At 42.8% G+C, this 19,872-nt stretch carries 17 protein-coding genes; 16 read left to right on the top strand and 1 reads right to left on the bottom strand.

Annotated features, from left to right (window positions below; all coding sequences use genetic code 11):
* Positions 1 to 167: 167 nt before the first annotated feature.
* From spoIIAA to NST74_RS20645, 13 genes are all read left to right on the top strand, one after another.
* Complete coding sequence (spoIIAA, locus tag NST74_RS20705; RefSeq protein ID WP_042129729.1) at positions 168 to 521, top strand: anti-sigma F factor antagonist; 354 nt, start codon at positions 168 to 170, stop codon at positions 519 to 521.
* A complete protein-coding gene (spoIIAB, locus tag NST74_RS20700) occupies positions 518 to 973 on the top strand; it encodes an anti-sigma F factor (RefSeq protein ID WP_042129726.1) in 456 nt (151 codons plus the stop codon). The genes spoIIAA and spoIIAB overlap by 4 nt, the downstream gene beginning before the upstream one ends.
* Before the next feature lie 11 nt (positions 974 to 984).
* Positions 985 to 1,740 carry an RNA polymerase sporulation sigma factor SigF gene (gene sigF, locus NST74_RS20695; protein WP_341114187.1) on the top strand — a complete coding sequence of 252 codons (756 nt, stop codon included), beginning with the start codon at positions 985 to 987 and terminating at the stop codon, positions 1,738 to 1,740.
* 97 nt (positions 1,741 to 1,837) lie between these two features.
* Positions 1,838 to 4,771, top strand: coding sequence for a sensor histidine kinase (locus tag NST74_RS20690; RefSeq protein ID WP_341114185.1), 2,934 nt, complete (start codon positions 1,838 to 1,840; stop codon positions 4,769 to 4,771).
* Between the two features lie 38 nt (positions 4,772 to 4,809).
* Positions 4,810 to 5,472 carry a response regulator transcription factor gene (locus NST74_RS20685; protein WP_341114184.1) on the top strand — a complete coding sequence of 221 codons (663 nt, stop codon included), beginning with the start codon at positions 4,810 to 4,812 and terminating at the stop codon, positions 5,470 to 5,472.
* A 205-nt stretch (positions 5,473 to 5,677) separates the two neighbouring features.
* Positions 5,678 to 7,276, top strand: coding sequence for a methyl-accepting chemotaxis protein (locus tag NST74_RS20680; protein ID WP_341114183.1), 1,599 nt, complete (start codon positions 5,678 to 5,680; stop codon positions 7,274 to 7,276).
* 41 nt (positions 7,277 to 7,317) lie between these two features.
* Positions 7,318 to 8,409, top strand: coding sequence for a chemotaxis-specific protein-glutamate methyltransferase CheB (gene cheB / locus NST74_RS20675; RefSeq protein WP_341114181.1), 1,092 nt, complete (start codon positions 7,318 to 7,320; stop codon positions 8,407 to 8,409).
* Positions 8,410 to 8,567: 158 nt separating this feature from the next.
* Entirely contained in the window at positions 8,568 to 9,578 is a 1,011-nt protein-coding gene (locus NST74_RS20670; protein ID WP_341114178.1) for an AraC family transcriptional regulator, read from the top strand.
* Between the two features lie 199 nt (positions 9,579 to 9,777).
* Positions 9,778 to 10,131 carry a hypothetical protein gene (locus tag NST74_RS20665; protein ID WP_445668147.1) on the top strand — a complete coding sequence of 118 codons (354 nt, stop codon included), beginning with the start codon at positions 9,778 to 9,780 and terminating at the stop codon, positions 10,129 to 10,131.
* A 15-nt stretch (positions 10,132 to 10,146) separates the two neighbouring features.
* A complete protein-coding gene (locus tag NST74_RS20660; RefSeq protein ID WP_341114176.1) occupies positions 10,147 to 11,553 on the top strand; it encodes an MFS transporter in 1,407 nt (468 codons plus the stop codon).
* 142 nt (positions 11,554 to 11,695) lie between these two features.
* Positions 11,696 to 12,463 carry an ABC transporter ATP-binding protein gene (locus tag NST74_RS20655; protein ID WP_341114175.1) on the top strand — a complete coding sequence of 256 codons (768 nt, stop codon included), beginning with the start codon at positions 11,696 to 11,698 and terminating at the stop codon, positions 12,461 to 12,463.
* Between the two features lie 4 nt (positions 12,464 to 12,467).
* Positions 12,468 to 14,441, top strand: coding sequence for an ABC transporter permease (locus NST74_RS20650; protein WP_341114174.1), 1,974 nt, complete (start codon positions 12,468 to 12,470; stop codon positions 14,439 to 14,441).
* A 36-nt stretch (positions 14,442 to 14,477) separates the two neighbouring features.
* Positions 14,478 to 14,699 carry a hypothetical protein gene (locus NST74_RS20645; protein ID WP_042129712.1) on the top strand — a complete coding sequence of 74 codons (222 nt, stop codon included), beginning with the start codon at positions 14,478 to 14,480 and terminating at the stop codon, positions 14,697 to 14,699.
* A 91-nt stretch (positions 14,700 to 14,790) separates the two neighbouring features.
* On the opposite strand, the gene NST74_RS20640 is transcribed toward NST74_RS20645, so the two are convergent.
* The gene (locus NST74_RS20640; protein ID WP_341114171.1) at positions 14,791 to 15,798 is read right to left on the bottom strand and encodes an ABC transporter substrate-binding protein; all 1,008 of its coding nucleotides are present in this window, start codon (positions 15,796 to 15,798) and stop codon (positions 14,791 to 14,793) included.
* Positions 15,799 to 16,011: 213 nt separating this feature from the next.
* Between NST74_RS20640 and NST74_RS20635 the strand changes: the two genes are divergently transcribed.
* Genes NST74_RS20635 through NST74_RS20625 form a run of 3 tightly spaced genes read left to right on the top strand, consistent with a single transcriptional unit; the run spans position 16,012 to position 19,866 of the window.
* Positions 16,012 to 17,070 (top strand): FecCD family ABC transporter permease, encoded by a 1,059-nt coding sequence (locus NST74_RS20635; RefSeq protein ID WP_042129709.1) that lies wholly within the window; start codon positions 16,012 to 16,014, stop codon positions 17,068 to 17,070.
* A gap of 2 nt (positions 17,071 to 17,072) precedes the next feature.
* Positions 17,073 to 18,107: a FecCD family ABC transporter permease gene (locus NST74_RS20630; RefSeq protein WP_445668204.1), complete on the top strand. Its 1,035-nt coding sequence runs from the start codon at positions 17,073 to 17,075 to the stop codon at positions 18,105 to 18,107.
* Positions 18,108 to 18,150: 43 nt separating this feature from the next.
* Positions 18,151 to 19,866 carry an ABC transporter ATP-binding protein gene (locus NST74_RS20625; RefSeq protein ID WP_341114169.1) on the top strand — a complete coding sequence of 572 codons (1,716 nt, stop codon included), beginning with the start codon at positions 18,151 to 18,153 and terminating at the stop codon, positions 19,864 to 19,866.
* The last annotated feature ends 6 nt before the right edge of the window (positions 19,867 to 19,872 follow it).

Below are 19,872 nucleotides of genomic sequence, written 5' to 3'. Positions count from 1 at the left end.
TTTTTGTAGATTACCCCCATGTACTCTGTAGATTCATAGGGGTTTTCTTCTAGTTTTGTCGTGAGGCAGGATTCCTGATTTGCCGCGTAGAAAACCTTGTCCTTGAAGGGAATTAGTACCGTCTTTCAAGGTCAGTTTTCAAAGCAACGAAGAGGAGAGTGGCAAGCATGAATTCTCATGTGGAGATGGAGCATCACAGAGGTGTGTTGATTGTCCGTTTATCAGGGGAGCTGGACCATCACGCAGCAGATTTTGTAAGAATGGATATGGATGAAGCGATTATGCGTGGTCAGGTATCGCATTTAGTTCTTAGTCTTAAGCATCTGCAGTTTATGGACAGTTCAGGCCTAGGCGTGATTCTGGGAAGGTATAAACTGATCCACAGTAAAGGTGGAAAAATGGTGGTCTGTGATGCAACGGCACCTGTAAAGCGGCTGCTGGAAATGTCAGGCTTGTTCAAAATCATGCCCCTATATGACGACGAGAGTACTGCACTCTCGGATTTGGAGGTTGCGTTATGACAAATAGTAAGGCTGGTAACTTCATGAACGTGCAGTTCGCTGCACGCTCGGAGAATGAATCGTTCGCGCGTGTAGTCGTAGCGGCGTTCGTTTCCCGGCTTGATCCTACGATGGACGAGCTGAATGATCTGAAGACAGTCGTGTCGGAAGCGGTCACCAACTGTATTATTCATGGGTATGATAGTGATCCGGAAGGCATTGTGACCATTTCGGCATCACTGGACAACGAAACCGTACATCTAACCATTGAGGATCAAGGACGGGGCATTGAGGATTTAGAGCTGGCGCAACAGCCGCTGTATACCTCTAAGCCGGAGCTGGAGCGGTCGGGCATGGGCTTTACTATTATGGAGAATTTCATGGATGAATTTGAAGTCACTAGTGAACCGGGACACGGTACTTCTATCTCAATGAAGAAAACCATCGTCTCGAAAAAAGCTTTATACAATTAGGGGTTGGAGCCATGGATGCAGGGTCAAAAAAAGCTCCGCCGACCTATTTGGACGATGCGGAGGTCAAACGTCTTATCGCGCTCAGTCAGGCCGGAGATAGTCTTGCCCGTGACACACTTGTAAGCTGTAATATCCGACTGGTCTGGTCGGTAGTACAGCGGTTTATGAACCGCGGGTATGAGCCTGACGATTTGTTCCAGATCGGTTGCATCGGACTGCTGAAGTCCGTAGATAAATTTGACCTCAGCTATGAGGTCAAGTTCTCCACTTATGCTGTGCCGATGATTATCGGTGAGATTCAGCGTTTCCTTCGTGACGATGGTACCTTGAAGGTCAGTCGTTCCCTTAAGGAAATGGCTAACAAGGTTCGTAAAATGAAGGATGAAATGTCTAAAACACTTGATCGTCTGCCTACGATCGGTGAAGTTGCGGAAGCACTAGGGGTTACACCCGAAGAAGTGGTATTTGCTCAAGAAGCCAATAAACCACCGACTTCTATCCATGAGACGGTGTTCGAGAATGATGGAGATCCGATCACGCTGATTGATCAAATCGCTGACGAATCACAGGATCGTTGGTTCGATAAGCTGGCATTAAATGAAGCGATCGGAGGCCTCAGTGAACGTGAACGTCTGATTGTCTATCTTCGTTACTATCGTGATCAAACGCAGTCGGAGGTCGCCAGTCGTCTAGGGATCTCTCAAGTGCAGGTATCCCGGCTGGAGAAGAAAATACTTCAGAATATCCGTGAGCAGATTGCTCAGTAGGATAAAGTTATTCATGTAATGACGCTTGTAAAATAGCGAATTAGAACAAAAAGCCGCCCCGAAAAGGGGGGGCTTTTTATGTGGAGATGATCTCAACATGCATTCACTCGGCGAGGAGAATGTGGTCACATGGTCTATGGATATGGAAGAAAATCTGCTGACGATGTCGAATATTTTAGAGGAATGGGTTGGTTGTACAGGGAAGACTATACCACGCAGCCCTGATTTTTTGCGGGAATTTGTGTATGCAGTGGATCTTGATCGATATGATGCTTACATGCAAAGATTAACTGCTGGTCATATCAGTAGTCTTGAGTATCGGATGCAACTACCTACTGAAGGACTAAAGTGGGTTCAATTTATCGGCACGCCAATTCTAAATAAAGAGAACAAGGTTTACCGAATAGATGGAGTTATGCTGGACATTACTGAACAAAAAACAGCGCAAATACAGTTGGAAAGCTCGTATTCTTTGTATCATCAGATGTTCTCTAATCTTGACGTGGCGATTTGGTCTTATGATTATGTAACTAAGAAAGTATTGTTTATATCGGATGCCGTCCTTAATATCACCGGTTATTCCGTTGAACAGGCGAAAGAAGATGATTTTTGGTTCCGTATTGCTCATAAAGAAGAAACCCCCTCGATTCAAGAGATCCTAACAACGGCTCGGCAGGGGATTCCAAAGCTTAGTGAATATCGTATTATCCACGCAAGTGGAGAGCCTCGATGGATACAGGTCAGAATCATACCCAGTCTGGATGAATTCCATACGGTAGTTCGGCTTGACGGGATCTTGGCAGATATCACTGAAAGAAAGTTGATGAAAGAGGCTTTGCTCAAAAGTGAACAGCGTTATAAGTCCTTATTTGACTATAACTCAGACGTCGTATGTGAGGTGAATCTGCAAGGTAATATTTTGGCAATCAATTCTACGGCAGAGCAAATTACTGGAGAATCTATAAGTATGGTTGGAGAGAATTTGTCCATCATGAATCTATTTGGAGCAGAGAATATACCGAGGATGTTAGATTATTTTGAAAGAACAGTACGGGGATCTGCTCAGCATTATGTTGTGTCCTCTTCCCGTAAGGATGGATCAGTGAGCCACTGGTCTATGAAAAATATCCCGATTTATGTGAATAGTCGTATTATTGGTGTTTTTGTGGTTGCTAGAGAGATAACATCAGCTGTAGAAGTAGAACACAAGTTGGCGCAGCGTGAAGCAGAGTATAGACTTATTATTAATAACATGAAGGATATGATGGGGGTTCTGGATCAAAAAGGTAATTTCATTTTAGCCTCCCCCTCCTGTGAGACCCTGATCGGTATTCCTGTAGGCTTAATCAAGGGCACTACCATACTTGAGTATATCCATCCTGATGAGCAAGAAGGCTTGCGAGAACAGATTTCAAATATTTTTCGGACAAAAGCAAGCAAGATGTTTTACAATCGTTTTATTCATTCAAAAGGTTATATCCTAAATTTAGAATGTATTGCTACTCCCGTTCTAGGTGAGGATGGAGATGTAATGAACATTGTGATAGTTGCGAGAGACATTACGAAGAGAGTTCAAATGGAAAAAGAACTAAGGGAAAGCGAGGAACTAAATCAGCAGCTGATCAAGATGTCGCCTGAAGCGGTCGTTCTCCATAGCGATTATAAGTTTGTGTATGTGAACTTTTCTTGTCTTGGATTATTTGGTGTTTACGATGAGAGTCAATTGATCGGTAAAAATATTTTCAATTGGGCACATCCGGAATTTCTGTCGCTGGCAAAAGAACGAATGCGTGAAATCTATAAAGAGCCCTATAGAATCCTAGCACCAATTGAACAAAAGGTTGTACGTTCAGATGGAACGATTATCGATGTAGAGGTAACAGCTAGCTCCATTCTGCACAAAGGAAAGGTCGCATGTATCTCGATATTTAGGGATATAAGTGATCGCAAAAAAGCAGATGAAGACAGAGAACATACAGAGCAGATTATTCGTGAGAGTGAGGAACGGTATTTTCACTTGCAAACGAGTCTGGATCAGTTCTCCCAAGACCTTTTTGGTGTCATGAAGATTAGCCATATGGAACAGCGGCTGCTTAGAGAGGTCAGAGACACTCTGCAGATAACCAATATACATTTTATCGAAGTTGAATCTAACTATGATAAATTATGTGAAATTATTGAGACTGAGCAAGGGTATTCACTCAAGATCGGGGAGTCCCGAGGAAAAAGCTACTTACTATCGATTAATGAGAAGACGATTTTATTAGAAATCAGTTCTATTCGTGTGTGGCTGGAGACCATTACCCGTTATGTCAGTGTTCTCTTTGATCATTTTTTGCTTATCGAAGATTTAACGAAAGATCTTGAGCTAGCGGCTTCCAAGCAAGTGGCTCCTACTTGGCTTCTCCGCTTTATGTTTAATTTATCCGAGAATGAGCGAAAACGTCTTGCTCAGGATTTACACGACTCAGCGCTTCAAGAACAGATTATCTGGTATCGTAAGCTGGATCTTCTCTTAGGGGAAAAGTCCATCAATGGGGAGTTTAGAGAACAGCTAGAACAGATAGCTGAAGGCTTACTGGATGTTATCTATCAACTGCGGATTATTTGTAACGAGCTCAGACCTCCTGCATTAATCAATGAAGGTCTTATCTCCTCGCTGGAGACGTTGTTTGAATTTACACAGCTGCGTACCAACTACCAGATTTATTTCGAGGTTGAAGCATTTACACATAAGTTGGATGATGAAGTGCTTATAGGTTTGTACCGTATTGTGCAAGAGCTTTTAGCGAATGCAGCGAAGCACTCTTTTGCGACTGAAGTCCACATTACCTTAGCTAGTGAAGACAATCATATTCATTTGAATTATAAAGATAACGGAATTGGAATGAATCTATTAGGAGAGGACTCGCTTACAAGTATGGGTATTTATGGAATGAAGGAAAGGGTTCGAAGTATGGATGGGACGATAGCATTCCACTCGCCAGAGAAAAAAGGATTAGCAGTCTATATATCTATACCTGCAGATTAATCATGCGGTATAACAATTAAAGAGGGGTAATCATAGGCATGATTCAAATATTGTTAGTGGATGACCATCCATCAGTTATGGAAGGGACAAGAATGATATTAGAGCAAGAAGGAGATATGAAGGTTACTCTAGCCATTTCAGCTCATGAGGTGCTTGAAATGGTGAGTAGTCATTCTTTTGATGTAATGTTATTTGATCTTCATATCGCAGATGTGAATGGGATTGATTTGGCGAAGCAAGTACTAACCATGAACGCGGATGCGATTATCTTAATCTATACCGGATATGAATTTACCAACAAATTTAACCTGATGATCGAATCGGGGATATTTGGGTTTATCTCAAAAACGACGAATAGAGAGCAGTTAATTACAGCGGTACGCTGTGCATTAAGAGGAGAAGTCATTCTACCGCGTACCTTAGTCAAGCAGCTAAGAAAAGTACCTCCAAAAGGATTAGAAATTAATGATGAACAAGCAGTCTCCGTGATTAGCAAAAGGGAACATGAAATGCTAACGGAAATTGCAAAAGGAAAAAGTAATAAAGAAATAGCGGAGATTGTGCTGATGAGTCAGCGATCGCTCGAATATAGTTTAACGAATTTGTTCCAAAAGCTAAATGTGAAATCTAGAATTGAAGCGGCTATAAAAGCTAAACGGTTAGGAATATTGAAGGACTCAGATTTTACTAATTCATTGTGAAAATACGTAACAATCTCATAGATTGAAATCCCGATCACTGGATGGTGAGACGGGATTTTTTTGTTTTTCGCTTCTTGGCGGGGGTGCGCAATAATTTTGCGCGGTCACGCCAATTTTTTTCGGTTACCATATTCTGCTTACAGTTTATGATGAAATAGTTCCTAAGAATTACTAAAAATTGACTAACGTAATGAGGTGCAAAAGGGTGAAATGGTTTTATAATTTGAGGACAGCAGTAAAGCTAATCTCAGCATTTGTGTTGGTATCAGTCATTTTATGCTTTGTAGGATTCTATGGAATAAGCAATTTGAGTAAAATGGATGAGTCCATCGAGGATATGTATAATAATCGCTTAACACCGATTGCCTATCTCGGTGAAGCGAATGAACTTTTTTTAACGAACAGAATAAACATCCGAGATATTAATACGATGGCGAAAACCGAGGTGAAGAAAAAAGAGTATCGAGATAAAATACATAAGAACGTCCAAAGTATTGAAGGCATCATGAGTAAGTATAGTAAGACAAAATTGAGAGAAGAAGAGTTAAAGAAGATGAAGACTTATCCCGAGATCTGGCAACGCTATATTACCAGCGTGGATCATGCGATCGAAGTGGATAAAACCAATATCAGTAATGAAGAATATACGAATTATTTGCTAACAGGAGATTTACAGCTGGCTACTACAGAGGTGACGGATTTCCTGCAAGGTTTAATTGACATCAATATGAAGCAGGCGCAGGGATCCAGTGATAATGCTAATAAACTATATCAATCCTCTCGGTTAATTACCTTTAGTGTTACGATTATTGCACTTCTGATCAGCGTGGGTTTTGGCTATCTAATCTCGCAAATCATAGCGCGGCCTCTAAATCAAGTGATGCGCCTGCTGGGTAAAGTAGCTAATGGGGACTTAAGTGAAACTTCGAATCTAAATTCCAAGGATGAGATCGGAAAACTCGCGAATTCTGTGAATGAAATGGTTCTGAACTTAAGGCAAACTGTGGGGGGGATTTTGTCCTCTGCGGAAAGTGTCTCGGCGGCTGCGCAGCAGATATCAGCCAGTACAGAGGAAGTGGCTAGCGGCAGTATGAGTCAAGCCACTGCAGCACAAACGATGAATGAGTTGTTCCGGGAATTGTCTGATGCAATTAATTCAGTAGCCCAGAGTGCAGAGCATGCCTCTGAGCTGTCAGATCAAACCATGCGTATCGCCCAGGACGGTGGTCTCGTCGTTACAAACTCCATACAAGGAATGACTGTGCTAAATAATCAAATGTCTAGATTAGAGGAAGACTCCGATAGAATTGGAGAGATTATTGCAGTTATTGATGATATTGCAAAACAGACAAATCTTCTGGCGCTAAACGCAGCTATAGAAGCCGCTCGTGCGGGTGAACAGGGTCGAGGTTTTGCCGTTGTGGCGAATGAAGTAAGAAAGCTAGCAGAGCGGAGCAGTGAGGCTACGAAACAAGTCACGAACATCATTAAAGAAATGCAGAAGAATACACACCAAAGTGTGAATGCGGTAGTTGAAGGCGTAGCTTTTTCACAAAAAAATGGGGAAGCCTTTGATCATATTATCTCTATGGTGAACGATACCGCTCATAAAGTAACTGAAATCGCTGCTGCCAGTGAAGAGCAGGCTGCGCAGTCATCAGAGGTGCTGTACTCGATCGAGAGTATATCGGCAGCAACAGAAGAAATGGCGGCAAGCAGCAGTGAAACGGCAACAACGGCTAATGCATTAGCACAGCTTGCGGAGGAACTAAATGCACTCGTATCTATTTTTAAAGTGAAGTAAACAGTGTCATGGGGATCATCATTGATAGGAGAGGAGAAGTAGTGCAAAAGATAAAGGTGCTCGTTGTAGCTACTTCAGTAATGATGCGGAAACAGATATCGAACCTAATTACGGAGGATTCAATTATCGAGGTTATTGGAGCAGCTCGTAATGCATCCGAAGCGGTTAGCATGGTTCAAGAACTCAGGCCTGATGTCGTGACGATTGATATAGAGGTGCCGGAATTGAATAGTTTAGTAGCACTCTCAAGTATTATGTCACAACGTCCAACCCCTATCCTAATCCTAAGCTCAGGAACAAAGGATGGAATAGTAGCAACCATCACAGGTCTACAGAATGGAGCCGTAGATTTTATATCCAGGCCAACTCAGTTATATGGACTTGATTTATCCCATATAAAAGACGAACTCATATTCAAAATTAAACATGCTGCTCAAATTCCATTGCGAACCCTTATTCTTAACAATATAACTGTTTCCAAAGTGATTACAGGACAACAGGCAGAAGACAATTCTAAAACTGAATGTATAGAAGAATTCGATCAAATCATCGCCATAGGATGTGGAGTAGGCGGACCGAAGGCGCTTGAAATCGTAATTAGCTCACTCCCGGCGAACTTCCCATATCCCTTGTTAATCGTTCAGCATATGCCGCCCAAGTACACGAAAGTATTGGCAGAACGATTGAAGCGGTTCTCAAGTGTACAGGTGGTTGAGGCGAAGAATGATCAGTTGGTGCTCGGCGGAACAGCCTATATCGCACCTGGTAATTGTCATATGACCGTAGTTCAACAAGGGCAAGAATATAGAATCAAACTACACAGGAAAGCTCCGGTGAACGGGCACCGTCCGTCTGTGGATGTGTTGTTCGATTCGATCTCAGGATTAAAAAGCTTGAAGCAGCATTTGATTCTGATGACCGGTAGGGGTAACGATGGGTCGAGAGGGATGCTAAACGCCAAACAAGCTGGCGCCCAATCCACATTGGTAGAATCGCAAGAGACTTCTATTATAAATGAAATGGCTGAAGCGGCAATGGCGCTCGGGTGTGTGGATGATGAGGTTCCTTCGCACTTGTTAGCTTCGAAGGTTATGGAGGTTACGGGGGAGTTAGCGAATAAATTCGATAAATGAATCATTACTATAGGCGTTGGTAGGGGGAACTCTACCAACGCTTTTTTATATAAATCTAAGTTCATCCCAAGTGGGGTTAAATTTCCTAAGGATCAATTCCATGTTGACACGTTTAAATGATAACGATTATCATTTGAGTTGTAGAAGGAGTGGCTTCGATGACTTTTAATATATTGAATACGGTGATTCATGATCTTTTTGATCAATTTACAGAACGGATAGAAGGGCATGTTGAGCAGAACCAATGGGAACAACGGCTTACTGTACCTTCACATATCGGCAAGGGAAGTGTCACTCGTACGCGTATTCGTCCAGGTATGGAGATCATGTATACGGATATAACATACGAACAAGATATGAAGCTCCATATTCAAGAAGCTTGTCCGTTGTTCGAACTAAGCTATAACATAAGCGGAGAAATCTATTGTGAATGGAATGGCAAGGAAAGTCATACGGAAAAACAAATGGGCAATGTCCTTTTTCTAGAAGATGTTCAGGTGTATGAAGAAAAAAAAGCAGGTATCCCCAATCAATTGTTAGAAATACGACTAGCTCCTAGCGAACTGCTATATTATGCTGAAGATCTATCGGAGAGACAACAAATGGAAACCTGGCTTAGACATCATCGGGGAAATATTGATCGTTATCCTGATACTGCGGCGATCCGAAAATGTGTCTCCGAAATGATCCATTGTACTTATCGTGGAACATTGAGACGATTGTATATGGAGAGCAAAGCGCTTGAATTTATCGCTTTGTTTGGCGAGTCTGATGGTTACGGTTCTATGAGCGGAACCATGACGCTCCGGCATGATGATATTACAAATCTGAAGAGGGCACATGAGTTGGTACAAATCCATTTTGAGCAACCGCTGTCTATACGTGAGTTGTCTAAGCGGGTAGGCATCAACGAATTCAAGCTAAAAAAGGGCTTCCGTGAGTTATTTGGCATGACGATCTTCGAGCTTGTACGTATAAAGCGGATGGAGAAGGCGCTTTGGTATATGGAAGTTGAAGGTTTAAATATAGGGAAGACAGCCGTTTCGGTCGGATATAGTAATGTCAGCAATTTCACGACTACCTTTCGTAAGCATTATGGCTGCAATCCAAGCGAATACTTAAAATCGTATCGAACAACAGAGTTTGGTGCGAAACAAACTGTAGATTGATCTTTACGGGCAGAAAGCTTCAAGTGGTAGAACATAGGGTTCGGAACCGAACGCTATATTCTGCCTGCTTGAGGTTTTTTTTGTGTTTGCTCCCTTATCAAGGAGTAAACCTCCCTTAACAGGTAGAGAAAAAGACTGTTCTAATTGATAATCATTATCATAGTCGAATAAGACAGATACTAAATGAGGAGTGTTCTTAATGAAAAGAAGATGGGTTATTTTAGCTAGAGCCATTGCTCAGCAGCCCCAATTTTTAATCCTTGATGAACCTACTAATCATTTAGATATCAAATATCAGCTGCAAGTTTTATCCATAGTTAAATCATTGAGAGTAGGTGCATTGGCAGCATTACATGATCTTTCTCTCGCCGCAACATACTGCGATCTATTGTACGTTGTCAAAAGTGGACAGGTAGTGGCCAGCGGAAACCCTAATGAAGTTCTAACAAAAGAGCTTATCAAGGAAGTATATGAAATTGACTGTGAACTATATACAAATCCTGTTACTGGTGTCATGGCTATTGCCTATATTCCCAAAGTAGATTGCGTTTAAAAAGGTGGTAATAAAATGCAACAAGAAGATTCGCGACGTTGGTATGCGCTTGGGATTATTCTGCTTCCAACATTACTTATTTCATTGAATACTTATATGATTCAAGTCGCCCTTCCATTAATGCAAAATCATTTGAATGCAAGCTTCTCTGAAGCGCAGCTTATTGTTACTGGATTTTCGCTAGGATTAGCTGTGGCGTTAATTATTAGTGGAAAGCTTGGGGATATATACGGCAGAAAACGATTGCTGATGATCGGGGTGAGTGGGTTTACGATTATGGCAGTGTTGGGCGGTTTGACCTCAGATCCAACCCATCTGATTGTTATTCGCATCGTACAAGGTATGGCAGCTGCGCTTATCCAGCCTCAGGTATTATCTACGCTTCAGGTGATCTTTCTGCCAAAGGAAAAGGGGCTTGTTTTTGGTATTTATGGTGCCATGATTGGTATTGGATTTGCATTCGGATTTATCCTCGGTGGGGCTGTTGTGAATTGGAATCCTTTCGAACTTAGTTGGCGAACGGTGTTTTTATTTAATGTGCCATTCGGACTTCTCGTCCTGCTGTTAATGCCGATTGTTCCTGAAACACGGGCCGAGCAGACGCACAGTATTGATTGGACGGGAAGCTTCCTACTGCTGATCGGTTTGTTCCTGCTGATCTATCCGTTATCTGAGGGACAAAAACAAGGGTGGCCAATGTGGATCTCAGGCTGTCTGATTATAGCTTTATTCGTGTTGTTTACTTTTATCTGGGTTGAAAATCGGAAAGGAAAGCAGGGGAATTGTCCATTAGTCGATCTGTCTATTTTCAGACATAGAACATTTAGTGTAGGTCTGGCGACCGTGCTTGTCCTTTATCTAGGCATGTTCTCCTTCTTTTTTGTTTTAAGCTACTATATGCAATTTGGCTTGCACTATAATGTTCAAGATACAAGTTTGGTTTTTTTGGCTATAGGTATAGGTTTTTTTCTGACTTCCCTGATATCGTCTCGAATGGTCAGAAGATGGAGGATGAGTGTATTAAAAATAGGTGCACTGATGATGGGATGCTCTAATTTATTGCTTATATGGGAGCTAAATGTGGATGCGACGCATCTGCTGGGCGCCCGAAATATCCTGATTTTATTGATATATGGATTTGGTCTCGGTATGGCTACTACGCCATTAGTCAACGTTACACTCAGCTCAGTACCAGCAAGGATTACGGGTACAGGATCAGGTTTGATCACTACCTTTATGTATCTGGCAAATTCGTTAGGGGTGGCTTTAATCGGTATTTTGTTCTCCACTTCGTTACAGCATTCTCTTTTAGAGGCTGACCTAATGGATTACGTAAGAGCATTTTCCTTCTCACTGGCAGCTATCGGAGGTCTTGCATTTACTGGTTTTGCTTGTCTTTGTTTCTTGCGAGAGCGGAAATGATAGAGGAGGAATCAAGTTTTTTTGCTCTGTGAGCAATCTAACAACCGTTCTCTTTACTTAGCTTTATAGTATTTACAGGAATAACATAATTCCATTTATTGTTAATACACTCCGAGCTATGAAGGGGAAGGTGTGAGCAAGCATGTCCATTCTAGAAGTAGAGAATCTTACAAAAGAATATAAAGGCAAGGGCAAAACAAATGTATTTCGGGCGCTAAACGGGATAAGTCTGAGTGTGGATAGCGGCGAGTTTGTAGCGATTATGGGACCTTCGGGAAGCGGGAAAACGACACTGCTGAACATCCTTAGCGGGATCGATACGGAGTATAGTGGGGTAGTACGGATTGCAGAGACTAGTATAAGTGAGATGTCTAAGAACGAGCTTGCACTGTTTCGGCGGCAGCGAATGGGGTTCGTTTTTCAAGATTACAATCTGCTGGATAGCCTGACCCTACGGGAAAATGTAATGGTGCCCATGGTGCTGGATGACCAAGAGGTAGACGACATCAATACCAAGACAGATGAGACGATAGTACTCTTTGATCTGGGCGAGGTGAAGGATAAGTATCCGTATATGGTTTCAGGAGGACAGCAGCAGCGAGCGGCGATTAGCAGAGCAATTATAAATGATCCGGAGGTGATTTTTGCGGACGAGCCAACGGGGAATTTGGATTCCAAATCCTCAAGTATAGTGATGAAGACCTTCGCCAAGCTGAATGCTCTGAAAGGAGCGACGATTGTGATGGTCACGCATGATCCTTTTGCGGCCAGCTATTGTAATCGCGTGCTTTTTATCAAGGATGGGAAGACTCTATTAGAGATTACTAGGGAAGATAAAGAGCGGAGAGCTTTTTTTGATAGGATTCTAGAGAGTCTGGCCTGCATTGGAGGGGGAGAAGATGACCTTTAGGAGGATGGCTTTTCAGATTTTCAAGGCGAACCTTAGAAGGTATTTGTTATTTTTCCTATGCAGCAGCTTTACGATCATGGTCTTTTTCGCCTTTTACTCCCTGTATACAAACCCTGATTTTAATGATCCCTATCAAGTGAATGGGATGGTGTCCGGTAATTTATATGCTCCTTTCTTGGTTATGAGAGTCTTTGCTGTTCTTTTTATTGTATATGCCCAAATGGCATTTTTGAAATTTAGAAAAAGCGACTTTGGGCTGTTAATGGTTCTAGGAATGACGAGCCACAATATCCGGACAATCATATTCTTTGAAAATAGCATGATTGCATTAGCTTCGATTCTTACGGGTTTAGGTGCAGGGACGGTCTTCTCCGGTCTTTTCTTCTTCATCATCTCGTTGTTTGTTAATATAGGGGACAGTGCGTTTTCACTAACGCTGGATAGTTATCTGTTTACCATTAAATTCTTCGGGATGATTTACATAGTTGTAATTGGAATCCATTTATTATTAACGCTGAGATACAACATTGTACGCCTTCTAAAAGAATCCAGGACCGCAGAACGTAGCCTTCTACATGGTAAAATCACCACAGTCATCGGAGGTTTACTGTTGGGGATTACTGTTTTTGATATGATCACTCATTACAACCCTGATGATGCCCGTAGGATGTTAATCAACCTTGGAGTAAGTATGGTGGGTGTCTACTTGCTGCTGTCAGGACTTGGCGACTGGATGAAACTCATCTTTTCGAGATCAGCGAAAGCTTACCATAAGCATTTGATGTTTAGCTCCGATTTGAATTATACCCTTGGGCGCTCCAAAATAGTGCTTTCACTCATCACCTTCCTCGTTTTCATCACGATTTTCTTAAGCGGTATTATCTTTTATATCACCTGGGATGCTGAGAATATTTCTGTGAAAAACAACCCTTATGATATTGCCTATGCAGAAGTATTTGGAAAAAATAGTATTCCATCAGAGACACTCAACGAAATCACGGATCATGGTGCTACACCGCTGCTGTCACATCAAGAGCTGCAGTATATTGACCTGTTCTATTTCAAAGTGTTTTTGGACCAGAACATCAACACATTAATCGGCAGTGATTATCATGTGGAGAATGGTCACTTTCTAAATCTTGCCTTAGTTGCTCGAGGCGAAGAATGGAAGAACCAAAGACCGGAAATGCCGACCTTCGATATGAAGCTTTCTACCGGGAACCGTACGTTACATTCACAAGGTCTCGTATTAAAAATGATATTTAATCCTGTGCCGAATCTCATGAATGGTCTTCATGTCATAGTAAACGAAGTTGATTATAAAGCGTTGAAAGCGGAGAATATGGATGCGATCGGGAGTCTTCAACTCCTAAATTTCAAGGATTGGAAAAAGACTTCAGGTATAGATGCTGAGCTAAATGCGGCTTTAGCCAAATATAATAAGGACCATACGAAATCCTGGTATGGAAATGATCGGCAAGAGGCGCTCGTATTTTCTACGAAGTCTAGAATAAGTGAGTATTTACAGTTGAAGGAGTCCGGCAAATTTGGGATCTTCGTCATTACATTCGTCGGTCTAATATTCTTTGGGGCTTCTGGTATAGTGCTTCATTTCAGTATCCAGACCGATTTAGAGCGAGAGAGGATCAAATTCAGGAAGCTGAATAAGATTGGAATCACTTCTAAAGACGTGGCTCAAATGATTGGCGGCCCCTTAAAAGTGTTGTTTTTTCTCCCGTATGTACTAGGTATTGCGTTAGCTACTGTGTATGTTGTTAGTTCTTCAAGATTCGAAATGTCCGTAGCTCTGGCACCATTTTGGTTTTGTTTGCTAGTAGGAGGGGCTTATCTTTTATTTCAACTCCTCTTTTATTATCTATATACCAAAATATATACTCGCAAGATGCTGGCTCATCTCCAACTACTCGAAGTTCCCTTAACAGAACAAGATTCGACACCCATTTACCTTGAAATATGATAGTGTATAACATACAAAACTGTAGGGGGATTCCATTTGAAAAAGATTTTTTCCAGAATTGCAGTCGCATTAATGATCTTGACCCTTGTTGCGATAGTCACTTGCTTTTATATTGGTGAATTCACCTATGCGTATGGATTGATTTTGGTGCTGTTTTTCGTTTTTGCGGGGATGGGGCAGCTCTATAAGCTTAAAAATGATGAGTATATGTACAAAAAATTAAATAACACCGATGAGTATAATGGATATACTAGATGATATAAATTTAACAAAAACTTCTTATGTATAATCAAAACACCCCACTTTAGGCGATGCCTAATCAGTGGGGTGTTTCTTTATGTGTCTATTCTTATTTCTTACCGTTACGCTCAAGAATCATATCAACGAACAGATCGATTTGTGCGGTAATGGCAATAGGATCATAGCGATAGAACGTATCAAAATCGTTGTAGAACAGATGGTCGTTCTTCGCAGCAGCAAGTCCGTTCCAAACAGGTGATTCCTTCAGCTCTTTAAGCTTATCGCCTTTTTTATCAGGATCATAAGTGGTTAGGAACATGTAGTCCGCTGCATATTCTGGCAATAGCTCCATGGACAGCTGCAGTGTTTGGTTGTCGTTGCTGTTCTTAGTAGGCATTTTCAGCTTAAGCGCATTATAAAGGGCTTGTCCACCACGACCAGCATTATTACCGAAGGTCCAAAGCTCACCTTTGTCCGTCAGCTCATAGATTCCGAAAGTATCATTTTCATTCACAATCCCTTTAAGCTTCTCACGGCCTTCAGCGGCCTTTTTCTCAAAGTCAGCTATGAATTGTTCAGCTTTGTCAGGTGCCCCTACAATATCACCGAACAGTTTTACGGTTTCATAGATATTCGTAGCAGTTCCGTAAGGGATATGAATGGTTGGCGCAATTTTGGATAAAGCATCGTAATTATCATCGTACATAACAACAATTAGATCAGGTGCAAGCTCTAAAGCTTTCTCAGCGTTGACTGGAGCACCGACATCTTGTGTGTTTTTGAGTAAATCTTTCAAGAAAGGGTTGTCAAAAGTACTAGGTTCAACTCCTATTACGTTAGCTCCAACGGAAAGCAATTCACCGCCATAATAATCGGTAACGATACGCTGAGGTTTAACTGGAATTTGCACAGTACCTTTAGCAGTTTCATAGCTGCGCATATCAGCATTGGAAGCATCAGGAGCAGCGGTTGCCTCTGCACTCGGCGCAGTTGTTGCTTCGGTTGTAGCTGTTGGTGTATTAGATGAAGCATTGGTATTTCCTCCGCAGGCGGTCACAAATACGGACAATAACATTGTGAGTGCCAGGATGGGGAAGAGGGTCTTTCTTTTAAACATGGTAAACCTCCCTATGTATACGTGCTAATTAATAATAATGAGAATCATTATCATTAATATTTTCAATTTGAACTTTATCAAATCCAAGAATGCCTGTCAATGCAATAAATTAAATAGTAGCAATTAAATCTATCTATTGCCAAACCTAGGAAATGTAATTTACAATAGGCTAATGATAATGAGAATCAATTTCATAGAAATAGGGTGGCATTCATGAATCAACAGATAACTTCCAGGATAGGAGCCGATAAAGGAGCAGTTAAACGAGAATTTCGTTCACGACCTTGGGCGGCAACATTAATCCTGGTTGGCGGTCTGGCGCTATTATTATTAGGTATCGCTGTTTCCGTCTCCTTCGGCGCAGCAGATATTAAGCTGTCTGTAGTGTGGTCAGCTGTATTCCACTTTGATCCGGAGATCATGGATCATCAGATTATTAGAGAATTAAGATTACCTCGTGTACTTGGCGGGGCAATGATAGGGGCCAGCTTTGCAGTTGCAGGTGCCATTATGCAAGGAATGACGCGAAATCCATTGGCAGATTCAGGTCTGATGGGTATCAACTCAGGTGCAGGATTTGCGCTCGCATTGTGTTTTGCTTTTTTTCCAAATTTATCGTTTATGTATTTGATTCTATATTCATTCGTGGGTGCCGGTGTTGGCGCGGGTGTTGTATACGGAATTGGATCACTTGCAAAGGGCGGATTAACTCCTGCTCGGTTGGTGCTGGCGGGTGCTGCTTTTAGTGCGCTATTATCGGCACTCAGCGAAGGGGTAGCTTTATATTTTCACATTGGGCAAGATTTGGCTTTCTGGTATGCGGGAGGCGTGGCTGGAACGAAGTGGATTCAGCTCAAAATCATGTTCCCTTGGATAGGGGCGGCATTAATTGGTGCAATGATAATCTCCCGATCGATCACAATGCTCAGCTTAGGTGACGATGTTGCGAAAGGTCTAGGCCAGCGTACAGGGCTTGTGAAGTTGGCAGGCGCGTTAATTGTATTGATTTTGGCCGGGTCATCGGTTGCCGTAGTCGGTGCAGTTGGTTTCATTGGACTTATTATTCCGCATTTAACACGATTTTTTGTGGGTGTCGATTACAGATGGATCATTCCTTGTTCGGCGATTCTTGGCAGTCTGCTTGCAGTATTTGCCGATCTAACAGCACGGATGATTAATCCGCCTAATGAAACGCCACTTGGCGCCATTATTGCACTGATAGGTGTACCTTTCTTCCTCTATCTTGCACGTAAAGAAAGGAGGGAGCTGTAATGATGGAGAAGACGACATTCGATTCCTTCGAAGCCGCCAAAAACAAACGGGGCTTAATTATCATGATTTCGTTGGCTGTACTAATTGTGATTGCTTTTATTATTAGTATGAATACAGGATACATACGTTTGACTCCTATGGAGCTGATTAATACATTGTTCGGTAGAGGCACTGATAAGCAGGAATTAATCTTGTTTCAGTTTCGGCTCCCACGTATAGTGATCTCCGTTCTGATTGGTGCAGGTCTGGCTGTGTCTGGAGCTGTGATGCAAGGCGTCTTCCGTAATGCTTTGGCGGATCCTGGAATTCTAGGGATTAATGCCGGCGCAGGAATTATGGTGATGCTGTTAATTTCTTTTTACCCGACGGCAACCGCGGCTCCAGTGTATCTGCTGCCAATGGTAGCATTCGTCGGTGCGGGGCTAACAGCTGCCTTAATCTATGCTCTAGCTTATAAGCGGCACCAAGGAATATCGCCTATGCGTCTACTGTTGACTGGTGTAGCTGTCGCAGCTGGGATGAGTGCTGCTATGATCGTGCTTACGCTAAGGCTTGATCCAGAGAAATACCAATTCGTCGCTACCTGGCTTGCGGGCAGCATTTGGGGAACAAGCTGGAAGTTTGTACTTTCTCTCCTGCCGTGGATTCTTATTCTGGTGCCTTATGTGATCTATAAGGCAAGGGTGATGAACGTACTGAATCTAGGGGAGCAGACTGCTGTGGGGCTTGGTGCCGCAGTAACGAAGGAACAATTTAGGCTTCTTGCGGCTGCAGTAGGGTTAGCAGCGGCGAGTGTAGCTGTCAGCGGTGGAATTGGTTTTGTGGGATTGGTCGGACCCCATTTGGCGAGACGGCTGGTTGGACCGAAGCATCAACTCATGCTTCCAACCTCGGCACTGCTTGGGTCACTGCTCGTTATTACAGCGGATACCATTGGACGCTGGATCCTTCAGCCGTCTGAGATTCCTACGGGTATCGTTGTAGCAGTAATTGGAGCACCATACTTTTTGTATTTGTTAGCCCGTACGAAATCTTGATGAAAGTAGGCTGATCTCTCACCAGAAGGAGCGAATTCTTACCATGTTGCGTCGTTTTTTTGCTTACTATAGGCCCTATAAGGGATTGTTTATTCTTGATTTTTCTTGTGCTATTGCTGCTGCACTACTAGAACTAGTCTTTCCATTGGCTGTTAACCGGGTAGTAGATGATCTGCTGCCAACAGGCAATTGGAGATGGATCCTCTATTCCTGCCTCGGCTTGCTGGGGATCTATATTGTCAGCGCCTTTATGCATTTTGTCGTCACTTACTGGGGGCATAAGCTGGGGATTAATATCGAATCGGATATGAGAAAGAAGCTGTTTGATCGAGTACAAAAGCTGTCTTTCAACTTTTTTGACAATAACAAGACGGGTCATCTGGTATCCCGAATGACAAATGATCTGATGGATATCGGTGAGATTGCCCACCATGGACCGGAGGATCTCTTTATAGCAGTCATGACGCTGCTCGGTGTATTCGGCATCATGCTGAGTATCAATTGGCAATTAGCTATTCTGACGTTTGTGATCGTTCCGCTTATGATTTATTTATCCATGTACTTCAGCCGAAAAATGTCTAAAGCCTTTCACATCATGTTCGCGGACATTGCCGACTATAACGCACGCGTAGAGAACAATGTGAGCGGGATCCGTGTTGTGCAAGCTTTTGCTAACGAGAATCATGAAATTTCCCGCTTTGCGGTGAATAATGAGCGCTTCCGTATTACGAAGCTGATGACCTATCGGATTATGGCATGGAACTCCTCTTTTAGCTTTGTATTGATGAAACTAGTCTCTTTATTTGTCCTACTGTGCGGAACCTATTTTGTGATTCAGAAGCAAATGACTTACGGAGAATTCATTGCATTTGTGATGTTGTCCAATGTTTTCTTAGGACCGTTGCAACAGATTAACTCAGTCATTGAGACATATCCCAAAGGAATTGCAGGCTTCAAACGTTATCTCGAACTGCTGGAGACGGAGCCGGATGTTGCTGATGCACAAGATGCGAAGCCAGTTCATCATCTTACGGGGAATATAGCCTTCCATGATGTGGCTTTCGCCTATAGCGATAAAGAAAAGGTACTCGAGCATGTGAATCTATCAATTCCAGCAGGAGAGACCGTTGCTCTGGTTGGTCCATCCGGTGCGGGTAAGACAACGTTGTGCAGTTTGCTACCTCGCTTCTATGATGTAACTGGAGGCAACATTACTATTGATGGAATGGACATTCGCTCCATGACGCTTGAATCTCTCCGTTCCCATATTGGGATTGTACAGCAAGATGTGTTTCTGTTTGACGGAACGATCCGTGAGAATATTGCTTACGGGCGGTTGGGTGCCTCCGATGAAGAAATCTGGGAGGCAGCGCGGCGCGCTCAACTGGAAGAACTGATCAAATCCCAGCCTGCTGGGCTGGATACGATGATCGGGGAGCGGGGCGTGAAGCTTTCTGGAGGTCAGAAGCAGCGGCTGTCCATTGCCCGGATGTTCCTGAAGAATCCAACGATTCTCATTCTAGACGAAGCTACATCAGCACTGGATACTGAGACGGAGTCCGCTATTCAGGAGGCGCTTGCGGAGTTGTCACAAGGTCGTACGACACTTGTTATTGCTCATCGGCTGGCAACGATCAAGAATGCCGACCGTATCGTTGTCGTTGCGGAAGGCGGTATCGCAGAACAAGGCAGACATGAAGAACTGTTACAGACCACCGGAATTTACAGCCGATTACACGAGGCTCAGTTTGGGGCGTAAGCAGCT

This window comes from Paenibacillus sp. FSL F4-0125, assembly GCF_038008565.1.
Lineage (GTDB): Bacteria > Bacillota > Bacilli > Paenibacillales > Paenibacillaceae > Paenibacillus_AQ.
Note: the sequence above shows the minus strand (reverse complement) of the source record. Positions and strands in the feature narration are given on the sequence as shown.